This is a genomic window from Microcystis sp. LEGE 00066 (assembly GCF_015207925.1).
GTDB lineage: Bacteria > Cyanobacteriota > Cyanobacteriia > Cyanobacteriales > Microcystaceae > Microcystis > Microcystis ichthyoblabe_A.
On record NZ_JADEVX010000280.1, the window covers coordinates 1 to 3,995 of the forward strand.

The window sequence follows — 3,995 nt, forward strand, 5'->3', positions numbered from 1 at the left end:
AAAGACATTGGGCGATTTTTGTCAATTGTTTTTTATCTAAAGCGAACTAATCAATTAAATCCCTTACCAGATAAAGATTTTGTTGATTTATGCCCCCCTATCGAACCATAACAAGTAACGAAGAGCCGAATGTTCCTCAGTATTTGAAGCTACGTTGTGCTTATCTCAACGGCGATATTGCCTGAGTATTTTTACTCATTGCAAAACTGGGATGCTCCCGAATAGAACTACCGGGGATAATTGCTGTTTGGGTAAATTGGTCACGAAAAATGAGGTTAAGATTACCCGTTTCTTCTCCTGCGGTTGCTCCCACATGAAGGGGTGCTAAGGTTTCAAGTATGCCATAACTTTTGTGATACATTTTTTGGTAAAAGTGAGTATTTTAGATGCTTAGGGATTATTCTAAACTAGGTTAACATTAATGTCAGGATTTTCTAAGATTTTGTTAATATTTTATCGTGGTATTTAGGCTATTAGGACAGCACAAAGCTATAGATTTATTCCTAATCAATTTCAACACCCTTTAATAATTCATCGATTTCTTTAGCCATTTCCTCTGTGTAAGGAGTGAGAGAAGAAGGGTTTTTAAAGGCATCTTCTACCAAAAAATCTAGGCTCTTCGTTACTTGTTATGGTTCGATAGGGGGGCATAAATCAACAAAATCTTTATCTGGTAAGGGATTTAATTGATTAGTTCGCTTTAGATAAAAAACAATTGACAAAAATCGCCCAATGTCTTTCTCTATAAGGGTTCCATCCCTTATAACTCCCGTCTATTGCATAAGACAAACCGAAGAACCAAAATCTAAAAACATACGCATCATTTTATTTTTGCTAATTTTTGAGCTTTGATTATTACAACTTTTTCGATAACCTAATAAAGCTTTTCGAGGAAATCTAGTTTTTAGTTTTGCCATAGCTATCACTTATTCTCGTCTCATTTACCCTACTCAATAATTATAGGCTTTATTTGGCAATATTTTCTAAGGGTAAGGCTAATCCGCAGCCCCAACGTTTGAGAGAAACCCCTTCGCTGGGGAACCAAGATTCCTGCCAATTTTGCCAAGATGGTAAGGGGTTTTTTAAGCGATAAACTGTTCCTGCGGGAACTGCATAACGTCCCCTAGATAAGCGCTTAATTTTATCTTTTCCTCCGAATCGATAACGATAGGTTATTGGTCTTTCGGTGTTGAGGGTTTCTAATTGCCAATCACTGGGATTGCGAGTTGATAGGCGATTTGTTCCCCAGATTGCGGCAGTAATGAGGGCAAAATATTGACCGACATCTTGATTAAATAAAGTTTGGAGATGGCTGCTTAGTTCAAGTGATTTAACTTCCACTAGATGGGATTCTCCACCAAAGCGATACCAGCCATTTTCTAGGGGTTGATTAGCTAAATAAACTAGACAAGCATCTGGATGTAACTGGACGGCATTTTCGAGGAATAATTCTCCAGTTTTTACCTTTCTTTGCTCCTCTAACAAACGCGGATGGAGATGGGGATGATATTGCCACGGAGAACCATAGGCTTTTTGAGGATTATACCATTGGTTGATAGGAATCCAACTATCTCGATCGAATTTTCCCTCAATTTGTTTACCGTCTTTCTCTTGCCATTTTTCTTGCCATGTTAAGGTGTGTTGAATTTTTCCATTGTCGTTATTTTCTTGGTCTTGAAAATAATTTGCGAGGGGTTTTTTAGCCAAATAAATAAAGGGAGTGGGGACAAAAAAGTTATCTGGTTGTTCACTGTTTGCCCAAAAAGGGCCGGCAATTTGTAAATCGCGAATATTGGTGGGATTGCTGTGAGCAAATAGTCCCGAAACTGTGGCAGCAGTGGGGGGAAAACGATTTCCTGAACGTCCAACTAGATTTTCTGGAGACAGAAACGGACCAGCACTACCGTAGAGAAATCCCAAAGGTTTAATTATGATCAGATATTGCAACATTTTTCTATGTTTAGGTGAGATGATTGGCCACTTTTGAGAGGTTAATTACCCAGTTATTTCTATCTTGGTGAGAGGTGGTATCGATGGGTATATTTTGATTAAAATAAAGGTTAAAAACTGCATTGGCAATATCGTGATTATCATCGGTAAAAGCGCGGCGATTTTCTAAAGTTGCTATATCATTATAGAAATGTGTCCAGTTTTTTCCTTCACTGCGATCGCAATAACTATCGAGGATATCTTTTAAGTTTTCCCAGGGACAAACCCACTCTAAATAGTTACCACTGTTAAAAAGGATTCGCACCGCGAGACGATTTTTACCTTGATTTTTAGCGGATTTTTCTGCTTCTCGACATTGTTGCAATATGTCACGCTGAGGAACTCCTGAAGCTGCCCAAACGAAACCGACGCTAACAGTTATATCCTGAGAATAACCGTGTTTTGGCCAGATTTTCCGATGAAATTGATCAAACCAATATAGACAATCTTGTAGGGTTAATTTTGGTTCGGATTTTTGTGGAAACAAAACCCCTAAAAAGTCATCTCCTCCTCCATAAATAATGCGACCAAAGTTAAGATGATTTTCTAGTTCTTCTCCCCATTGTCGCATTCTTTGACTAAATTCTTTTCTTGAGGATATGGACAGATTTTTTAGGTAATTTCCCATCCCGTCACCGTCCCCTTGAAACCATCCTGTATAGGATTTTTCCTCGTAGCGATTTAGTTCCACAAATTTTTTAGGAAGTTCTAGGTTTAAAGGCTTGCCAATATCATATAATGTAATCATTCTTTTGACTAATTCGGGAATGCTAAGACGTTCGGTTTGATCGAGGATAGCATTAGAAAGTTTTTGACTTAATTGCTGATAAAATTCGGTGATTTGCTGATTTTGTTGGGAAATACTAGAATATAAAGGATGGGTTTGATCCGTCATTCCATACCAAACAATGGCATCGGAACCGGATAAGCTAGAACTTTCTCCTTGCCAATTAATTCCCGTCCAATCTCGTTGATATTTTTTCTGTTGCAGACTTTTAAACGCACAATCGATCGAGTCCTCTTGCGCCCAGAAGAATTCCCAAGTATGATTAATCCATAGGTTCCATTCTCGTCGCCAAGTATAATTGTATTGTGGTAAATTTTGTTCAATCCAAACCCGACACTTATTAACCACTTTTTGCCATGCGTCATCGAAGACTTGTTCGGCCTCTTTTTTGGGAAAATTACCCGCGATTAAGATTTGGTTGGGAGTTCCTCTTTTAACGTCAATTAAAGCCGGAGAAATAAGGCTACATTCAGGATATTTATCCGCTGCCTGACAGATAGCATCGGCAAGATAGGATAATAAAAAAGAACCACCGTATAAGTCCCTTAGTTTACGCGATTTTTCGATGAATCCTTGCACAGGAGCAAAGGTAATTACAGTATAGTTCATTTTATCTTTATTGTCCTCGATAAAGTTTAAATTCCTGAAGATTAATAAGATTTCTGTAGGTAGAATTTTCGTATTGAGTTAGGAGAATTGGCCAGTATTGTTGAACGGCCATTCCGACAAGTATTCCTAAAGTTATAGGCATGGAATAAACTAGCTTAATCTCTTGATAGTTTTTTTGTTGAGCGATGTTGATAGTTTTAAAGATTTCTCTAGAATATTGTAGCCAATCTTCATTTTTTTCGATTGTACCACTGCCTTTACTTTTCAGATAAATTAAATCGCCGTAGTTTTCAATACTCTGATCATTAAGATTAATTTTATGGGAAGAAACATCGATGGCTATAGTTACTCTATCTTGACCTTTTTCGGTGACAACACGCTCAAATTTTTCGTATTCCTTAATATCTTCTTTGAGTTTGCGATCGCTAATTGCCACCACAGGATAATAACTATCAGAAGATTTATTATATTGAAAGATTTTTACCTGACTGACGGACACAAGTGGGTCAAAACCTGACAAGACAAGGGTTGCCAAAAAGAAAAATATCTGGGTAGATAGGGAAAAAGCAAGAATCCCTACAAGATGAAAACCGAGAACAGAATCTTCTCC

The 3,995-nt window shown here is 37.7% G+C and carries 3 protein-coding genes and 1 pseudogene; all 4 read right to left on the reverse strand.

Features of this window, described 5'->3' with window-relative positions:
* Positions 1–217: 217 nt before the first annotated feature.
* Positions 218–361, reverse strand: a pseudogene (locus IQ224_RS22310) (RAMP superfamily CRISPR-associated protein); the annotation flags it as partial.
* A 605-nt stretch (positions 362–966) separates the two neighbouring features.
* Positions 967–1,950, reverse strand: a complete 984-nt coding sequence (locus IQ224_RS22315; protein ID WP_194033508.1) for a type III-B CRISPR module-associated Cmr3 family protein — start codon at positions 1,948–1,950, stop codon at positions 967–969.
* Between the two features lie 10 nt (positions 1,951–1,960).
* Complete coding sequence (locus IQ224_RS22320; protein ID WP_002745806.1) at positions 1,961–3,385, reverse strand: type III-B CRISPR-associated protein Cas10/Cmr2; 1,425 nt, start codon at positions 3,383–3,385, stop codon at positions 1,961–1,963.
* A 7-nt stretch (positions 3,386–3,392) separates the two neighbouring features.
* Positions 3,393–3,995: SAVED domain-containing protein (locus tag IQ224_RS22325; RefSeq protein ID WP_228036355.1), on the reverse strand; the 603-nt coding region annotated here is incomplete at its 5' end.